General features: G+C 69.2%; 19 protein-coding genes. 10 read left to right on the top strand and 9 right to left on the bottom strand.

The genetic code is table 11. The features are described 5' to 3' along the window. The 7 genes from LK09_RS15395 to LK09_RS15365 form a co-directional block, all read right to left on the bottom strand. Positions 1–837: an SDR family NAD(P)-dependent oxidoreductase gene (locus tag LK09_RS15395; RefSeq protein WP_039401394.1), complete on the bottom strand. Its 837-nt coding sequence runs from the start codon at positions 835–837 to the stop codon at positions 1–3. A 191-nt stretch (positions 838–1028) separates the two neighbouring features. After that, positions 1029–2099, bottom strand: a complete 1071-nt coding sequence (locus LK09_RS15390; RefSeq protein WP_197061080.1) for a zinc-dependent alcohol dehydrogenase — start codon at positions 2097–2099, stop codon at positions 1029–1031. Continuing rightward, positions 2096–2710: a glucose-6-phosphate isomerase family protein gene (locus tag LK09_RS15385; protein WP_052226864.1), complete on the bottom strand. Its 615-nt coding sequence runs from the start codon at positions 2708–2710 to the stop codon at positions 2096–2098. The genes LK09_RS15390 and LK09_RS15385 overlap by 4 nt, the downstream gene beginning before the upstream one ends. Positions 2711–2751: 41 nt before the next feature. After that, on the bottom strand, positions 2752–3561 hold the full coding sequence (locus LK09_RS15380) for an ATP-binding cassette domain-containing protein (RefSeq protein ID WP_231563084.1): 810 nt from the start codon (positions 3559–3561) through the stop codon (positions 2752–2754). Next, a complete protein-coding gene (locus LK09_RS15375) occupies positions 3554–4618 on the bottom strand; it encodes an ABC transporter permease (RefSeq protein WP_197061079.1) in 1065 nt (354 codons plus the stop codon). Before LK09_RS15375 ends, LK09_RS15380 begins: the two co-directional genes overlap by 8 nt. Beyond that, a complete protein-coding gene (locus tag LK09_RS15370; protein ID WP_039401390.1) occupies positions 4615–5667 on the bottom strand; it encodes a substrate-binding domain-containing protein in 1053 nt (350 codons plus the stop codon). The genes LK09_RS15375 and LK09_RS15370 overlap by 4 nt, the downstream gene beginning before the upstream one ends. A 176-nt stretch (positions 5668–5843) precedes the next feature. Then, entirely contained in the window at positions 5844–6722 is an 879-nt protein-coding gene (locus tag LK09_RS15365) for a MurR/RpiR family transcriptional regulator (protein WP_039401388.1), read from the bottom strand. A gap of 252 nt (positions 6723–6974) precedes the next feature. Between LK09_RS15365 and eda the strand changes: the two genes are divergently transcribed. Genes eda through LK09_RS15345 form a run of 4 tightly spaced genes read left to right on the top strand, consistent with a single transcriptional unit; the run spans position 6975 to position 10734 of the window. Beyond that, complete coding sequence (eda, locus tag LK09_RS15360; RefSeq protein ID WP_039401386.1) at positions 6975–7607, top strand: bifunctional 4-hydroxy-2-oxoglutarate aldolase/2-dehydro-3-deoxy-phosphogluconate aldolase; 633 nt, start codon at positions 6975–6977, stop codon at positions 7605–7607. Positions 7608–7622: 15 nt separating this feature from the next. Further along, positions 7623–8588 (top strand): shikimate dehydrogenase family protein, encoded by a 966-nt coding sequence (locus LK09_RS15355; RefSeq protein ID WP_039401385.1) that lies wholly within the window; start codon positions 7623–7625, stop codon positions 8586–8588. After that, the gene (locus LK09_RS15350) at positions 8585–9556 is read left to right on the top strand and encodes a phosphoglycerate dehydrogenase (protein ID WP_052226863.1); all 972 of its coding nucleotides are present in this window, start codon (positions 8585–8587) and stop codon (positions 9554–9556) included. The genes LK09_RS15355 and LK09_RS15350 overlap by 4 nt, the downstream gene beginning before the upstream one ends. Then, positions 9553–10734 (top strand): mannitol-1-phosphate 5-dehydrogenase, encoded by a 1182-nt coding sequence (locus tag LK09_RS15345; protein WP_052226862.1) that lies wholly within the window; start codon positions 9553–9555, stop codon positions 10732–10734. The genes LK09_RS15350 and LK09_RS15345 overlap by 4 nt, the downstream gene beginning before the upstream one ends. On the opposite strand, the gene LK09_RS15340 is transcribed toward LK09_RS15345, so the two are convergent. Further along, a complete protein-coding gene (locus LK09_RS15340; RefSeq protein WP_039401383.1) occupies positions 10683–11150 on the bottom strand; it encodes a hypothetical protein in 468 nt (155 codons plus the stop codon). The genes LK09_RS15345 and LK09_RS15340 overlap by 52 nt on opposite strands. 7 nt (positions 11151–11157) lie before the next feature. Beyond that, a complete protein-coding gene (locus tag LK09_RS15335; RefSeq protein ID WP_039401381.1) occupies positions 11158–11589 on the bottom strand; it encodes a helix-turn-helix domain-containing protein in 432 nt (143 codons plus the stop codon). Between the two features lie 95 nt (positions 11590–11684). Between LK09_RS15335 and LK09_RS22150 the strand changes: the two genes are divergently transcribed. From LK09_RS22150 to LK09_RS15310, 6 genes are all read left to right on the top strand, one after another. Next, the gene (locus LK09_RS22150) at positions 11685–11987 is read left to right on the top strand and encodes a helix-turn-helix domain-containing protein (protein ID WP_156138853.1); all 303 of its coding nucleotides are present in this window, start codon (positions 11685–11687) and stop codon (positions 11985–11987) included. An 87-nt stretch (positions 11988–12074) separates the two neighbouring features. Further along, on the top strand, positions 12075–12221 hold the full coding sequence (locus LK09_RS21815) for a hypothetical protein (protein ID WP_197061078.1): 147 nt from the start codon (positions 12075–12077) through the stop codon (positions 12219–12221). Positions 12222–12270: 49 nt separating this feature from the next. Next, on the top strand, positions 12271–12450 hold the full coding sequence (locus tag LK09_RS15325; protein WP_039401377.1) for a hypothetical protein: 180 nt from the start codon (positions 12271–12273) through the stop codon (positions 12448–12450). Between the two features lie 82 nt (positions 12451–12532). Further along, complete coding sequence (locus LK09_RS15320; RefSeq protein ID WP_039401375.1) at positions 12533–12733, top strand: hypothetical protein; 201 nt, start codon at positions 12533–12535, stop codon at positions 12731–12733. Beyond that, on the top strand, positions 12730–13443 hold the full coding sequence (locus tag LK09_RS15315; protein WP_039401373.1) for an ABC transporter ATP-binding protein: 714 nt from the start codon (positions 12730–12732) through the stop codon (positions 13441–13443). The genes LK09_RS15320 and LK09_RS15315 overlap by 4 nt, the downstream gene beginning before the upstream one ends. Beyond that, positions 13440–14186 (top strand): ABC transporter permease, encoded by a 747-nt coding sequence (locus LK09_RS15310; protein WP_039401371.1) that lies wholly within the window; start codon positions 13440–13442, stop codon positions 14184–14186. Before LK09_RS15315 ends, LK09_RS15310 begins: the two co-directional genes overlap by 4 nt. Positions 14187–14212: the final 26 nt, after the last annotated feature.

Below are 14212 nucleotides of genomic sequence, written 5' to 3'. Positions count from 1 at the left end.
TCAGACCTCCATCCCGTAGCGGTGCGCCTTGTGCGTGGGGTACAGCGAGAACGTCGGGATGGTGACGTCCGGCGTGCGGGTCGCGATGTACAGGGCCGCCTCGGCGACGTTGGAGACGTCGATGCAGCTGGCCGCGATCCCCTCCTCGATCTCCTTCTCGTCGAGCCACCCGTCGGTGTAGGCGGGCAGGTCACCGTCGTAGAGGCCCTGGTCGATGATCTCGGTCATCGGCGTGCGCACGTGCGAGGGGTTGAGCACGGTCACGCCGATGTTCTTGTCGACGCCTTCCAGCAGGATGTTCTTCGAGAAGCCGAGCATGCCGTGCTTGCTCGCGCGGTAGGGGCTGTGGCCGGGACCGGATGCCACCCGGGTCGACGACGACCCCATGTTGATGATCCGGCCGCCGCTCTCCTGCGTCTCCATGATGAGGAACGCCTCGCGGCAGCAGAGGAACACGCCGGTCAGGTTCGGGCCGATCGTCTTGTTCCACTCTTCGAGGGTGACCTGCGTCACCGGCGGCGCGAGCGAGTCGCGGCCGGCGCTGTTGACCAGGATGTCGAGGCGCCCCCAGCGCTGGACGGTCTCGGCGAAGAACGCCCGAACGGCGTCCTCCGACACGACGTCCGCCACGGTGTCGACGACGTCGCCCCCGCGCTCGCGGATGTCGGCGGCGACCTCGCGCAGCCGCGCAGCGTCGGTGTCGATCATCGCGACGCGGGCGCCGTTCGCGGCGTACTCGCGCACGACCGCCTCTCCGATGCCGGAGGCGGCGCCCGTGACCAGCGCGACCTTTCCGACGAGGGCGTCGCCCGGACGGGGCAGGTAGTCGGGCACCATCGGGTGCTCCTCTCGTTCGTGGGACCTGTGCTGTCTCTGTCGCTCGGATCGGCGGAGCCGCCTCGCCTGTGAGGGGAGTTTCCGAGGTGGTCTCACCATAACAGAAATTTCTTCTCTATTGATGGCTCCGACGGAAAAACTGACCGCCGCACCCGTCGAGGACGGGTGCGGCGGTCGGTCGCGGCGGCGGATCAGCGCCAGTCGATGAGCACCTTGCCGACGACCTCGCCCCGGTCGACTGCGGCGAAGGCGCGCTGCGCGTCACTCGCCGGGTAGGACTCTCCGAGCAGGCGGCGTAGGTCCGGCATCCCGCGGGCGGCTCGGAAGATCGCCGGGATCTCATGGCGCTTGAAGATCCAAGTCCCGAGCACCCGCACCTCTTTGCGGATGAGATCGACTCCAGGGTCGATCTCCATCGAGCTGTTCGACCCGATGAGCAGCACCGTGCCGTGCGGGCGCACCGCCTCGGTCGCCTGGCGCTGCGCGCCGGCGTTCGCCGAGCATTCGATCACGATCTCCGCCCCCTCGCCCTCCGTGGCGGCACGGATCGCCGCGACCGGGTCCGCCGCGGTCGGATCCACCGCGATCGCGGCGCCGAGCTCGCGCGCGAAGTCCCGCCGCTCTGGGATCGGATCGACCGCGATCACACGGCATCCCGCAGCGACGGCCGCGATGACGACGCAGAGGCCGACCGCCCCGAGCCCCGTCACCACCACGCGATCGCCCACCCGAGCACCGCTCTTACGCAGGCCTGCGAACGCGGTGCCGAAGTTGCAGGCGATGAGCGCGGCGAGCGCGTCGTCGATGTCGTCCGGCAGCGGCACGAGCGAGACGTCCGGCGCAACGAGCCATTCGGCATCCGCCCCGTGCCGGTGATTCCCGAGGGTCTCACGCCCCGCACAGAACATCGGCTCCCCGGCCGCGCAGTGCTCGCACCGGCCCTCCCCGCTGTGGTGGTAGACGAGCACGCGGGTGCCCGCCGGCACCCCGCCGGGCGCCGCTTCGACCACGAACCCGACCGGTTCGTGCCCCGGGACGATGTGCGCGCGGCGCCCGAGATCGCCCGCCGGCGCGCGGTAATGAGGCAGATCACTGCCGCACACCGCCGACATGGTGATCCTCACCAGTGCCTCGCTCGGTCCCCGCGGCGGGACATCCAGCTCGGCGAGGCGCACCGCGCGGTCGCCGGCGAGCTGGATGCCCCGCATGCGGGTGGGCGCCTCGACGGTGGTCGCCGTCTCCGCGGGCTGCACAGGACTCACTCCCCCGCGTGCACGCGATAGCCGCGGTGGTCCGGGTTGGGCACGAGCGCCCAACCATCTCCGTCGGCCACGACGATATTCTTCATGCCGCCGGCGTCGGAGATCACCTGGTAGTCCTGGCCGGCATCCGCCGCGTAGCAGAACAGCGTGACGAATGGTTCGTCGCCGATGTTCACACTGCGGTGCACCCAGTGACCGGGGACGTCCACCGCCTTGCCCGGGGTGAGCTCGATCGCGGACGACTGCCCGTCGACGGTGTCCATGAGCATCACCCCGCGCCCGCTCAGGCAGTAGTAGAGCTCGGCACGGTCCGAGACCTCGTGGATGTGCCCGCGGGTGAGCGCGAACTCGTCGCCCATGCGGCCGGGCAGCACTGTGCTGGTGCCGACGATGAGAGCCCCCGGGCCCTCCTGGTAGCGGTGGTCGTCGACCCAGTACTCGAGGCGATCCGCGCCGTGCTCGGCGACGGCGGCCTCCCAGGCGTCCGCGTCGCGATAGACGCCGGCCATGTCCCCCAATCGCTTCTCGTAGCGGCGGCTGCGTCCCTCGATCCCGCCCTCCCGGGCGATCTCGAGCAGGACGGGGGTGTCGACGACGGGGTGAGTGGTCACGGTTTCTCCTTCGGATGTGTGGTGTAAGGGGTCGCGCCGGGTCAGTCCGGCGGCAGCGCCCCGGTCATGACGCCGACCAGGTCGTTCATCGACTGGTCGCCCGGCGTGCGCAGCGCGATGCGGCGCCCGAGCCGGTGGACGTGGATGTGGTCGGAGATCTCGTAGACGGACGGGATGTCGTGGCTGATGAGCACCACAGACCGGCCGGCATCGCGGATGCTGCGGATCAGGTCGAGCACGCCCTTCGTCTCGCGGACGCCGAGAGCGGCGGTGGGCTCGTCCATGATCACCACGTTCGTGCCGAAGATCGCCGCGCGGGCGACCGCCACGGTCTGCCGCTGCCCGCCGGACAGCGTCTCCACCCGCTGCGTGATCGACTGCAGGGTCGAGATCCCCAGTTCGTCCAGGCTCGCCTGGGCGTGCTTTTGCATCGTGCGGCTGTCCAGCATCCGCAGCACAGAGCCGAGCCCGCCGCGATACCGCTTCTCGCGTCCGAGGTAGAGGTTCGAGGCGATGTCGAGCTCGGGCACCATCGCGAGATCCTGGTAGACGGTCTCGATGCCCGCGCGCTGCGCGTCCTTCGGGCTCTTGAACGAGACCTCCGTGCCATTGAGGAAGATCTGCCCCGAGTCCGGGACGACGTCTCCCGAGAGCACCTTGATGAGCGACGACTTGCCCGCGCCGTTGTCTCCGATCACCGACAGGATCTCCCCGCGCCGGAGCTCGAAGTCGCTGTCGCGCACTGCGACGACGTGTCCGTACTGCTTGCGGATACCGACCGCCCTCAGAACCACTTCGTGTTCCGCCACGGCGGTCGCGCCGCTGCCGTTGCCGGCTTCTGCTTCAGGCAAGTCTCTCCACCCTTCGTGTGAACTGGTCAAGTGCGACGGCCGCGATCACGAGCGCACCGGTGAGCACCTGCTGGTACAGCGGATCCAGGCCCATCTGCGTCAGGCCCGACTGCAGCACGAGCACGATGAGCGTGCCGAAGTAGCTGCCGATCACGGTGCCGCGTCCGCCGAACAGGGAGGTCCCGCCGATCACCACGGCGCTGATGGTGTCGAGGTTGGCGGTGCCGAACACGTTCGCCGAGGTCGCCGGGCTGCGGCCGAACGCCTGCCAGGCGCCGAGCGCGTACAGCAGGCCGGCCACGAGGTACACGACCAGCAGCACGCGCCGCACGTTGATGCCGGTGCGCCGGGCTGCGGTCGGATTGCCGCCCACGGCATAGACGTGGCGACCCCACGCGGTCCGGGTGAGCACGTAGTGCAGGACGATGACGGACGCGATGACGACGAACACGCCGATCGTGATCTGGAACACGCCGAACAGGTAGCCGCCCGTCCCGAGGACGGTCAGGGGGCCGTCCGGCACCACCAGCGTCTGCTGCGAGTAGAGGCGCGCACCGGCCGTCAGCATGGTGTACATGCCGAGGGTGACGATGAACGCCGGGAGGGCGAACCTGGCCACCAGCACGCCGGAGACCAGAGCGAGTCCGCCGCAGACCAGGAAGCCCACCAGGAGGATGCCGAACTGTGCCGCCGGGGGCTGCCCTTGCGCCAGCTGCGCCATCACCAGCGCGCCCACCACCAGGATCGCGCCGTTGGCGAGGTCGATCCCGGCGGTCAGGATGATCAGTGTCTGACCGAGAGCGAGCGTGCCGATCACGACCGACTGCTGCAGGATGACCGAGAAGTTCTGCGCGCTGAAGAAGGTGCTCGTGGTCACCGAGAACAGCACGATCAGCACGAGCAGGGCGGCCAGCGGTCCGAAGAAGGGATTGCGGGCTGCCAGGGCGAGAACCTTCACCCCGGTGTCGTTCCCCTTCTTCGGCGGAAGCGGGATGCCGGCCGTGTCCGCCGCGCCATCGGAGGGCGCGGGGCGGACACGCGAGTCCGGGATCGTCACTTCGTCCCCCAGCAGTTGGCGGCGCCCCAGGTGGTGTCCTTGTAGCTGATCCCGTTGACGGCCTGGTCGGTGATCAGGGTTGTGCCGGTGTCGATGTAGCCCGACGACGGCATCGTCGGCTTCACGCCGTCCTTGATGTACTTGACGGCCGCGTCGATGGACATCTCGGCCATCTTCGCGGGGAACTGCATCACGGTCGCCGTGAACTGGCCGTCCTTGACCGATGCGACGCCGTCGCAGCTGCCGTCGATCGACCCGAGAAGGACCGCCTTGGTCTTGCCGGCATCGGCGATCGCGGTGGCGCCGCCGCGCCCGGCCGGCTCGTTGATGCTGTAGACGACGTTGATGCCGGGCTTCTTCTGGAGCATGTTCTCCATCGCCTGCTGCCCCTGGCTCTGGTCTCCGCCGGTGTCCTGCGCGGCCACCACTTCGGGGTCGGTCCGCTTGACGCCGAAGCCGTCGAGGAAGCCGGTGCGGCGCTGGTCGCCGACCGTCACGCCGGGGTGGTAGTCCAGCAGCGCGATCTGCGGGGTCTCCCCGGCGTCGTTCTTGCCGAACGCGGCCTTCACGTACTTGCCCAGCAGGACGCCGCCCTTGTAGTTGTCCGTGGCCCACGTGCCGTAGACGGCCTTGTTGCCGTCGACCTGGGTGTCCACGGCGAACGTCGCGACGCCCTGCTTCTGGGCGGACTGCAGCGCCGGGATGATGGCGGTGCTGTCGTTGGGATCGACGATGATCGCCTTCACGCCGCTCGTGATCATGTTCTGGATCGCGGTGATCTGGCCGTCGATGTCGCCGTCGTTCTTGCCGGCGGCGGTGATCAGGGTGACGCCCTGCTTCTTGGCCTCTTCCTGCGCCTTCTGCTGCATGAAGACCCAGAAGGGGTTCGAGTTCGTCTTCACGATGAACCCGATCTTGATGTCGCCGTTCGCCCCGCCCGAGGCGGCCGAATCGGTGGGCTTCGCGGTGCACGCAGACAGTGCGATCGCGGTGAGTGCGACGGCTGCGATCGCGAGGACTCGCTTCCCCGTCCTGGCTGTGACGCGCATTTGATCTCCTTCTCCGTTGGCGGATTCAAAACGTGCCGCAACGGGTCGGGTCGGATCGCCCTCGCCATCGTGGTCAACGCCCAAACTGTAGCAGGACTACATTCTGAGGGTCAACAGGTGCGCCAGGAGGTTGATTTTGCGTCGACTGTGCTCGATTCTGTAGTTCTACAAAACTTTCAGTCCTCGCTGCGGAACTGCGCGAGAGCGCGCTTCATCCCTCGGATCGCCTCGACGTGCTCGTCGCCGCGACGCATCGCCACGGTCGTCGCGAGGATGTCGACGATCACGAGAGCGGCCAGCCGGCTGACGGCGGGGGTGACGGTGTTGGTGTCTTCGAAGGTGCGGACGATGATGCCGATGTCACTGCGGTCCCAGAGCGGCGACTCGTCTCCGGTGATGCCGATGACGGTCATCCCCCGCGCCCGGGCGTGGTCGACCACCTCGAGCACCAGGGCCGTGCGCCCGGTGTTCGAGATCGCGATGACGACGGTGCCGGGGTCGCTCGTCATCGCCGCCATGAACTGCTGGTGCGGGTCCTCGGGGGCCGAGCAGGGCACGCCGAACAGGGCCGCCTTCTGCTCGGCATCCTTCGCGATCACCGCCGATGCCCCGAAGCCGATGAACAGCAGGGAGCTGGCTCCCATGATCGCATCCGCGGCCGCGGCGAGCGCATCGGTGTCGAGGTAGCGCCGCGCGCGGTCCAGGCTCGAGATGCTGTGATCGAAGGTCTTGCGGGAGACGTCGGCGATGTCGTCGTCCTGACGCAGCGCCGAATGGGTCACCGGCATGCCGAGAGCCAGCGCTTGGGCCAGGGAGAGCTTGAACGACTGGAAGCCGTCGAATCCGAGGCTGGTCGCGAAGCGCATCACCGTGGGCTCGCTCACGGTCGCCGCCTCGGCGACGGCGGCCATCGTCGACTCCACCACGAAGTGCGGATTGTCGAGCACGAGGGCCGCGACCTTGCGCTCCGACTTGCGCAGGCCCGTCAGTTCTCCTGAGAGCCGTTCCAGCACCGACCCGCCGGTCGCCGTCCCTTGATCGTGGACCTCGGTCATCGGTCCTCACCTTCCGTCTGCGACGAACGGCGGCATGTCCGCGCGCATCGCGCTCTGAGAATACTGTGCCGGATCAGCAGGCATCCCGTGACGAGGTCGGCCGTCCCGATCTGTGATGTTTCACTACATTCTCTCGCGGAGATCGCGGCCTGATCGGATCGAATCGGACGATTTTCGGAATGCTTCATCGCTATTCGTGTAGTCTAACTACATTCTGACGAATCAGAGATCGACTCCGAAAGAAGGAAGAACATGGATGTTCTCGCCGAGGTCGCGCAGATCCGCGTCGTTCCCGTCGTCGAGATCGACGATGTCGCGACCGCCGTCCCGCTCGCGCGCGCCCTGACCGCCGGCGGCATCCGCACCATGGAGGTCACGCTGCGCACACCGGCCGCGCTCGACGCGATCCGTGCCGTCGCAGCCGAGGTGGAGGGCTTCCTGGTGGGCGCCGGCAGCGTCGTCACGACCGATCAGGTCGCCGCGGCCGCGGCCGCGGGCGCGGTCTACGGGGTGAGCCCGGGGTGGCATCCCTCGCTGTCCGCGGCGGCCGCCGACGCGGCCTTCCCCTACGTCCCCGGGGTCGTGACGCCGTCCGAGGTCCTCGACGCCGCGGCGCACGGACATCGCCGGCTCAAGTTCTTCCCGGCCGGGGTCTACGGCGGGGCGGCAACCCTTCGCTCGTTCAGCGGCCCGTTCGGAGCCCTGGGCGTCTCGTTCATGCCCACGGGCGGCGTCACCCCCGCCAGTCTGCCCGATTTCCTCGCCCTCCCGAACGTGTTCGCCGTCGGGGGCACCTGGGTCGCCGCTCGCGGCACCATCGCCGCCGGAGACACCCCATCCATCACCCGCGCCGCCCGCGAAGCCGCGGCCGCCGCCGCGGCCTGACAACGAAGGAGCACCATGCCCCTGACCTTTACGTGGGACACGCTGGAGCCCGCACGAAAGCCGACCTTCTACTTCATCGGGGTCACCACCGGCCGGTCGTCGATCCGCACGGTCTTCCCGCTGTGGGCCGAGCACCTCGGCCTCGGCGACGTCGAAATGGTCGGCATCGACCTCGCCCTGCACGCCCCGGCGGAGCACTACCGCGCGGTGGTCGAGTTCCTCAAGAAGGACGAGCTGAGCCTCGGCGCGCTCGTGACGACGCACAAGCTCGACCTGTACGCGGCAGCCCGGGACCTCTTCGACGAGATCGACCCGCTCGCCGACCTGATGGACGAAGTGAGCTGCCTGTCCAAGCGAGACGGCCGTTTCCGCGCGCACGCGAAGGATCCGATCACCGCGGGCCACGCGCTCGACGCGCTCCTGCCGCCGGGCCACTTCGCCGCGACCGGAGCGGATGTCGTGGTCTTCGGCGCCGGAGGATCGGCGATCGCGATCGACTGGTACCTCTCCCGCCCGGCACGAGGTGCCGATCGGCCCCGCCGCATCCTGGTGACCAACCGGAGCGCCGCGCGACTGGAGACCCTGCGGCAGGTGCACGACGCATCCGGGACCGACACCGTGCTGGAGACGCGCCTGTGCCCGCAGCCCGCCGACAACGACGCCGTCCTCCTGACGGCTCCGGCCGGATCGCTCGTGATCAACGCGACCGGACTCGGCAAGGACGCCCCCGGCTCGCCGCTCACATTCGGCGGGGTCTTCCCGCAGGACGGTCTCGTGTGGGAGCTGAACTACCGGGGCGACCTCGTCTTCCTCGATCAGGCCCGCGCCCAGGAGCACTCGCGCAGCCTCGCGATCACCGACGGCTGGGTGTACTTCATCCACGGATGGACGCAGGTGATCGCCGAGGTGTTCGACGTCGAGATCGCCCCCTCCGGCCCGTCCTTCGATGCGCTCGTCGCGATCGCGGAGTCGACGCGATGACCCGCATCCTCGTGACCCCGCGCTCTCTGACCGCTGCCGGGCTCGACCGGGTCGATGCGCTCGGCGCGCTGCGCGAACGCGGGTGGGAGCTCGTGCCGGGCCCGGCCGGGCGACAGCCCGACCCCGCGGACCTCCACGACCTGCTGCCCGGCATCGACGGCTGGATCTGCGGTGTCGAGACGGTGTCGGCGGACGTTCTGCGGTCGGCGGACCGGCTCAGGGTCATCTCCCGCAACGGGGTGGGTGCGGAGAGCGTCGACCTCGCCGCAGCCGGCGCCCGCGGCATCCGGATCGTGCTCGCTCGCGGTGCGAACTCGCGCGGGGTCGCCGAACTCGCCGTCGCGCACATGCTCGGCGCCCTCCGCGACATCCCCGCCGCCGACCGGGCGCTCCATGCCGGGGACTGGGTGCGGCGCCAGGGCCGAGAGCTCGCCGACAGCGTCGTCGGCATCGTCGGCTTCGGGGCGATCGGGCGCCTCGTCGCCCGGCTGGTCCAGGCCTTCGGCGCCGATGTGCGCGCCTACGACCCGTTCGCGATCATCGACATGCCGGGCGTGCAGCAGGCCACCCTCGAAGAGCTCTTCGCCGAATGCGACGTCATCACCCTGCACTCCCCGCCGCCGGCCGACGGCGCTCCGCTCGTCGGATCCGCGCTCCTCGCGCGCAGCGCGCCCGGCACGGTCCTCGTCAACACGGCCCGCAGCGCCCTCGTCGACCAGGACGCCGTCCGCCTGGCACTCGAAGACGGCCGACTGCTGGCCTACGCCGTCGACGCGTTCGACGAAGAGCCGCCCGTGCTGAACGGACTGCTCCGGCATCCCCGGACGATCATGACCCCGCACGTCGGGGGCTTCACCGCGGCGAGCGTCGAGCGCGCGACGGAGCAGGCCGTGGCGAACCTGATCGACGCGCTAGCGGACCCGTCACCGGCATCCGCCGGAGCGGCGCGAGCGGACGCCGCGTCGTGAAGGCCGTCCACTTCGGCATCGGCAACATCGGTCGCGGACTCATCGGCCTCGTCCTCCACCGCGGCGGATACGAGATCACGTTCTGCGACGTCTCCTCAGCGCTGGTGGACGCGATGAACGCAGCAGGAAGCTACACCGTGCACGAGGCGGGCGTGGGCGGCGCCGTCTCGGTCGTCACGGGTTTCCGTGCCCTCGACAGCGGCATGGATCCCGACACTGTGGCCGCCGAGATCGCGACGGCCGACGTCGTCACCACGGCCGTGGGACCGACCGTCCTCTCCCGAATCGCGCCGCTCGTGGTCGCCGGACTGCGCCGCCGCGACCCTGCGCGACCGCCGCTGCAGGTCATGGCCTGCGAGAACGCGATCGGAGCGACCGATCTGCTCAAGAGCGAGATCGCGCGCCTCGCTGGAGGCGATGCGACGACCTTCCGGGCCGTCTTCGCCAACACCGCGATCGATCGCCTCGTGCCGACGCAGCCAAGCCGCGACGGCGTGGACGTCACGGTCGAGCCCTTCTTCGAGTGGGCCGTCGAACGCGCGCCCTTCGGCGATGACCCTCCGGTCCTCCCCGGTGCGCACCTTGTCGACGACCTCGCGCCGTTCATCCAGCGGAAGCTCTACACCGTCAACACCGGGCACGCCACCGCCGCCTATCTTGGGTTCCGGGCCGGCTTCGAGACCGTCCCCGAGGCACTCGCCGATCCTCAGATCGCGCGTGTCGTGGCGACCGCGATGGAGGAGACGTCCGCGGTCCTGGCACGTAGGCACGGTCTCGATGCGGTCGAGCTCGCCGAGTACCGAACGACGGCGCTGCGACGGCTCGCCGACCCGGCGATCCCCGCCGACACCGTGGCGCGCGTGGGACGCCAGCCGATGCGCAAGCTGTCCCGGCACGAGAGGTTCATCGGTCCGGCGGCGCTCGCCGCCGAGTGGGGATTGCCGGTGGAGGCTCTCCTCACCGGCATCGGCGCTGCGCTCGCCTTCGACGTGCCGGCGGACGCGCAGGCCGTCGAACTTCGGGCCCTGCTTCAGACGAGGGATGCCGGCGAGCTGACGAGCATCCTCACCGGCCTCGACGGCTCTCACCCGCTGTTCGCGGCGGTGCGGGCCCTGATCGTTGATCGTCAGGCGTCGAGCGTCAGGGGCAGGATGCCGTCGCGCGCCATCCGGGCGTAGAGTCGCATGACCCTCTCGGTGACCTGCAGGTCGAGCGCCATCACGCCGGGATCCGACGTCACCGAGGCTGCCTCCTCGAGCCGCCGTGGGCGGATGAGGCGAAGCGTCGAGATGCGGTCGGCTCGGCGCTCCTGCCATCGCGTCGTTCCGACGTCGCCGTGCTCCCAGTGCACGAGCTCGTGCGCGACCGCGCACCGCTCGACGGCGCCCTGCAGGTTCGGCCGCACGAAGATCACGCGGCGGCGATGGGAGTAGGCGGCCACCATCGAGCCGGGAAGGGTGGGGTTCGCGACGATCCGCGCGCCGAGCAGGTCGGCGTGCTCCCACGGGTCGTAGTCGCGCGCGTCCGGCGTGTCTGCGGCATCCACCCCGAACATGCGCGCGGTCGCGATCTCGGCGAGCCCCACCCCGATCACCGCCCTTCTAGGCGCGGCGGTCCGGATCCACCGCGCTGTCGTCTTCTGACGCTGCAAGGTCGTGCGCCTCCCGGGAGAGGTCCACGCTGTGGTCATCCTCCCGGCGGCCTCCGACATCGCCGCTCTCGCGCAGCCGCCGCACCAGTTCGGTGGCCAGCTCGAGCTCGCTGAAGTCGTCGAGAGTGTACGCACGAGGCGCAGCGGCGGGCAGCTGGGCCTCGGCCTCGGTCAGGTAGCCGGCCGCGATGAGCGCCGAGACCGGCGTCTGCCCGAAGGCGCGGGCGTAGGCGACGACCTGCCGGGGCTTGGGGTCGACCGTGCCCGTCCGCCAGCGCCCGACCGTCGCCGGGTCGACGCCGATCGATTCGGCGATCGCGTTGTTGTACGCGCCATCGCTGGTCGCGTCGATGTACTTGCTCCACTGTGTCTTATCCACCACGTGTGCAACCGTAACACTGTTCATTGCACTGTTGCAATGATCTTGCGACGTATACCACGCAGTTCATCTGCACCTCATCGCCACGACGCGTTGACATGGGTGCAAAGTGCTTGCGCTTCATCCATCATCGCGGATATGTTGATACTATGCGATCCCCAGGCAGAACGTCCAGAGGCCCCCACCTCACGGTGGAACGAGACCGACTCGACAGTCTCCGCAAGGCGCACGGCATCGACTCCGATGCGGACCTTGCACGAGTGATCGGTGTCGACCCCGCCACGCTGTACCGCGTGCGGGAAGGCAAGACCGTGGCCTCGAACGAATTCCTCGCGAAGGTGGCGATCGCCTTCCCCGGCGCATCCTTCGACCACCTCTTCACGGTGGTTCCCGGCGCGTGATCGGGCGCCGACGGAGTGGTCGCCGTGGGAGCGGCGAGCTTCTCGGGATCTGTCCATGAGCGGACCAACAGAACGGAAGGGGGTGACATGGAGAACGAACTTGCCAAGATCGAGCAGCTCGAGCCTCTCGAGGCTCCGGGCTGGGGCGAGTGGGTCGCCGGCATCGGCGCCGGACTCGTCGGCGGCGGTCTGCTGATCTACGGCGGCGTCGCCGTCGGTGTCGCCATCACCTGAGCGACGAAGGCCGACTTCTTGGACGAACCCACGGGAGGGGGTGACTGAAATGGAACAGAGCACGATCGACATCCGCGATGCCTTCGACGAAATCGTGGCGGGCATCGAATCCCTCGAGCCGCTCGAGGCGGCATGGGATTGGGGCGCCTTCTTCGGCGGTGTCGCCATCGGCGTCGGCGGAGCCGGCGTCTTCGCCGGCGGCGTCGCCATCGGCGTCGCGATCACGTGAGCCGGGATTCTCGGTCGTGGTCGGACGGCCGCGACCGAGAATCCCGCACTTTCCCGCCCGGCTGCAACCCCGGAGGCAAACCATGCCCGCAAACTCCAACAAGACCCCCCTCATCGCCGCCATCGGCGCCCTCGTGGCGGTGATCGGCGCACTCACCGCGGTCCTGGCCGTCACCATCGCGTCACCTCTGGTGACCGGAATCGGGATCGGCCTGGCCGCGATCCTCGTCGTGCTCCTCGGCATCCTCATCGGCCTGTCGATCTCGGAGCGGCGCACGCGATGACACCGCCGATCGTCGTCGACCGACTGTCGAAGAGGTACCGCTCCGTCTCCGCGTGCGACCGCATCTCCTTCACCGTCGAGTCGGGTCAATGCGTCGGTCTGATCGGCCCGAACGGGGCGGGCAAGACATCGCTTCTGTCCTGCCTGGCCGGACTCCGGCTCCCGACCACGGGTGTCGTGCGCATCGACGGGCACGACCCGACGCGCCTTCCGCACGCAGGATCCGCACTCGGCTACGCCTTCGACCCGCCGCCACTGACGACCGACCTGACCGCAGAGGGATGCATCGTGTGGGAGGCCCTCGCCCAGGGCTTGAGCATCTCGCAGGCGCAGTCCGTGATCGCCCGATACGACCTCAGCGACTATGCCCGCCGGCGCGTCGGCAGGATGTCCACCGGGCAGCGTCAGCGTGTCGCGATCGCCGCATCCCTCGTCGGAGACCCCGACGTCGTCATCCTCGACGAGCCGACCAACGGACTCGACATCGAGGCATCTCGGTGGCTGCGCGATCTCATCGTCGATCGCACCGCCCGCGGCAAGACGACCGTCGTTTCCTCCCATCAGCTCGGCGAAGTGCGGCGGATCGTCGACCGCATGATCGTCATCGACCGGTCGCTTCGATACGACGGCGCGGTCCCCGCCGGCTCCGACGAAGAACTCGAATCCTGGTATCTCGCCCAGATCGGCCGCGAAGCGGAGGTCGCCCGATGATCATCCGAGCCGAGATCTACCGATTCCTGCGCAACGGAGCGCTTCCGGCGCTGCTGATCATCGCGATCGGACTCAACGCTCTCGCCGTGTTCGGCACGTCCACCCAGCTGCCGCACGTTCCGGTCGCGACAGCGGCCACGAACGAGGCCCGCACCATTGAGCTGCTGCACCTCGGCTTCGGCGCGAGCCTGTTCTCGATCATCTTCGGCGCTCTCTCCGTCACCCGTGACTTCGGGACCCGCGTCGTCGGACGTGTCCGGCTGCTCACCGGCGGCTCCGGGCGCCTCCTCCTCTCGCGCGCGATCGTGGTCGCTCCCGGCATGCTCTCGTTCGGCGTCCTCGGCCCCGGGACGGTCATCCTGGTGGCGTGGATCGCCCTGCCTTCATCGGGCAGCAGTCTCGCCTGGTCGGCGGATGCCACGACGATCGTCGCGGGGACCGCGGTCTCGACCGTCTTCGCAGGCTACCTGGGGCAGTTCGTCGCCTGGCAGACCCGCCGGTCGCTGCTGACGGTCATCGGCCTCGTCGCCTGGACCGTGGTCCTCGAGACCTACGCCATCACCCTCCTCCCGCTCATCGGGCGCTTTCTGCCCGGCGGACTCGCCCAAGCCATGATGATCGACACGTCCACGACGACGGAGGTGCTCGACGCACCTGCCGGGTACCTCGGCTACGGCATCTGGCTCGTCGTCCTCGGCGCGCTGGCCTACTGGCGACTGCGACGCTCCGACCTGGTCAAATGACTCCGGGGACGTCCGCGGGAGGGCGC

It is taken from the genome of Microbacterium mangrovi (genome assembly GCF_000802305.1).
Classification (GTDB): Bacteria; Actinomycetota; Actinomycetes; order Actinomycetales; family Microbacteriaceae; genus Microbacterium; species Microbacterium mangrovi.
The sequence above is the reverse complement of the archived record's forward strand: the minus strand, read 5'-3'. Positions and strand labels throughout refer to the sequence as shown.

Excerpts from the sequence above, each read along its gene's own strand:
- LK09_RS21815 (WP_197061078.1), top strand. The coding sequence starts at position 12,075 with ATGGAGAACGAACTTGCCAAGATCGAGCAGCTCGAGCCTCTCGAGGCT.
- LK09_RS15310 (WP_039401371.1), top strand. The coding sequence starts at position 13,440 with ATGATCATCCGAGCCGAGATCTACCGATTCCTGCGCAACGGAGCGCTT.
- LK09_RS15320 (WP_039401375.1), top strand. The coding sequence starts at position 12,533 with ATGCCCGCAAACTCCAACAAGACCCCCCTCATCGCCGCCATCGGCGCC.
- eda (WP_039401386.1), top strand. The coding sequence starts at position 6,975 with ATGGATGTTCTCGCCGAGGTCGCGCAGATCCGCGTCGTTCCCGTCGTC.
- LK09_RS15370 (WP_039401390.1), bottom strand. The coding sequence starts at position 5,667 with ATGCGCGTCACAGCCAGGACGGGGAAGCGAGTCCTCGCGATCGCAGCC.
- LK09_RS15365 (WP_039401388.1), bottom strand. The coding sequence starts at position 6,722 with ATGACCGAGGTCCACGATCAAGGGACGGCGACCGGCGGGTCGGTGCTG.
- LK09_RS15355 (WP_039401385.1), top strand. The coding sequence starts at position 7,623 with ATGCCCCTGACCTTTACGTGGGACACGCTGGAGCCCGCACGAAAGCCG.
- LK09_RS15350 (WP_052226863.1), top strand. The coding sequence starts at position 8,585 with ATGACCCGCATCCTCGTGACCCCGCGCTCTCTGACCGCTGCCGGGCTC.
- LK09_RS22150 (WP_156138853.1), top strand. The coding sequence starts at position 11,685 with ATGGGTGCAAAGTGCTTGCGCTTCATCCATCATCGCGGATATGTTGAT.
- LK09_RS15325 (WP_039401377.1), top strand. The coding sequence starts at position 12,271 with ATGGAACAGAGCACGATCGACATCCGCGATGCCTTCGACGAAATCGTG.
- LK09_RS15395 (WP_039401394.1), bottom strand. The coding sequence starts at position 837 with ATGGTGCCCGACTACCTGCCCCGTCCGGGCGACGCCCTCGTCGGAAAG.
- LK09_RS15315 (WP_039401373.1), top strand. The coding sequence starts at position 12,730 with ATGACACCGCCGATCGTCGTCGACCGACTGTCGAAGAGGTACCGCTCC.